Here is a 1,785-nt window from a genome sequence, read left to right as displayed (position 1 = left end):
GGGCAGTGATCGCGTGCGCCCGATGCGGTGCAGTCCTCGCAGCACAGGAACAGTTGCCGGCAGCTGCCCTCGGCGCAGTTGACGTACCGGGGCGTGGGATTGCCGCATTCAACACACGATCCCAGTGACCGGGCGCCGGGCTCGAACTCCATGTGCATTCGTTTGTCGAACACGTACAGCGAACCGTCCCACAGCCCCTTGTTGCCGTAGGCCTCCCCGTAGCGGACGATCCCGCCGTCCAGTTGGTAAACGTCCTGAAAACCGCGGTTCTTCATCAACACGGACAGGACCTCGCAGCGGATGCCGCCGGTGCAATAGGTGACCACGGGCTTGTCCTTGAACGCGTCATACTTGCCCGACTCGATCTCGTCAATGAAATCGCGGGTCGTGTCCGTTTCCGGAACCAGCGCATCCTTGAACTTGCCGATCCGCGCTTCCACGGCGTTGCGGCCGTCGAAGAACACGACCTCTTCCCCGCGCTGGTCCATGAGCTCATGCAGTTGATGCGGTTTCAGATGCGTGCCACCACCCCGCACGCCATCCTCGGTTACCGTGATCGGATCGGGCGCGTGAAAGGTCACCAGCTCCGGACGCACCTTGACGCTCAACCGCGGGAAGTCATCCCCCACTCCGTCCGACCATTTGATGTCCGCGTTCTTGAACGGGGCGTACTCCTTGAGGCCCTTCACGTAGCGTTTGACGTCGTGGATGTCCCCGCCCACGGTCGCGTTGATGCCCTGCTCGGAGACGATGATGCGCCCCTTCACGTTGGCGCGCTCGGCAAGGTTCTGCTGCCACAACTTGATTGCCTCGGGATCGGCCAGGGGGGTGAAGACATAGAACAGCACAATTTTCGGCAGGGACATACCCACCAGTTTAAGTGAGTGCGGGGCCGCGCACATGCGGTGAGCGGCCCCGGGAGGGTGAGCTTGGCGACGTCGTCAGTGCCGACCACGGGACGCCTCCGCCAAGCTCGGCTCAGGACATCTCGTACCCCGTCACGGGGCCCTCGGTATTAGGCTGCCATCCGAGCTCGGGGGCCACGTACTTGGCGAAGTTCTCCAGGATGCGCAGGTTCAGTTCGGGTCCCAGCTGGCTGGGAATCGTGAGCATCAGGGTGTCCGATTCCACCACGGCCTGATCCTGTTTCAGCTGCTCCACGAGGCTGTCCGGCGAGCCCGCATAGGTGCGCCCGAAAATCGAGGTGAACCCGTCGATCACGCCCACCTGGTCCCGGGACTCGCGCGCCCCCATGTAGGAGAAAATCTCGTCCTCGGGCCCCACGATGGGGAACACGCTGCGACTGACCGAGGTGCGCGGTGTGCGGGTGTGGCCCGCGGCGCGGAACGCCTCGCGGAACCGACGCACCTGTTCGGCCTGCTGCTCCGCGAAAGAACCCTCGTTGGCTTCGGTCAGCAGCGTGGAACTCATGAGGTTCACACCTTGTTCGCCAGCCCATTCGGCGGTCTTGGCCGAACCGGCACCCCACCAGATACGCTCGGGCAGACCGGGCGACTGCGGCTCGATGGCCAATGTGGCCCCGGCGCCGTACTGGGCGGGATCCGCGTAGGTCATGGCCTCGCCCTTGATGGCGCGCATGAACTTCTCGAAATGCTCACGCGCAATATCCGCGCCGCGCGGGTCCTCGGAACCCGTGTAGCCGAAGGACTCCCAGCCGCGCAATGCCGGCTCGGGAGATCCCCTGCTCACGCCGAGAGCCACCCGGCCATCGGCCAGGAGGTCCAGCTGCGCAGCCTCTTCCGCGAAGTACAGGGGATTCTCGTA

Annotated in this window: 2 protein-coding genes; both read right to left on the bottom strand. The window is 64.4% G+C overall.

Annotated features, from left to right (window positions below; translation table 11 throughout):
* Nucleotides 1-866: rhodanese-related sulfurtransferase (locus tag Q4E95_RS13490; protein WP_303383787.1), on the bottom strand; the 866-nt coding region annotated here is incomplete at its 3' end.
* 112 nt (nucleotides 867-978) lie between these two features.
* A partial coding sequence (locus Q4E95_RS13485; RefSeq protein WP_303383786.1) for an LLM class flavin-dependent oxidoreductase occupies nucleotides 979-1,785 on the bottom strand: 807 nt, incomplete at its 5' end.

It is taken from the genome of Kocuria sp. (assembly GCF_030536815.1).
GTDB lineage: Bacteria > Actinomycetota > Actinomycetes > Actinomycetales > Micrococcaceae > Kocuria > Kocuria gwangalliensis.
Note: the sequence above shows the minus strand (reverse complement) of the source record. Positions and strands in the feature narration are given on the sequence as shown.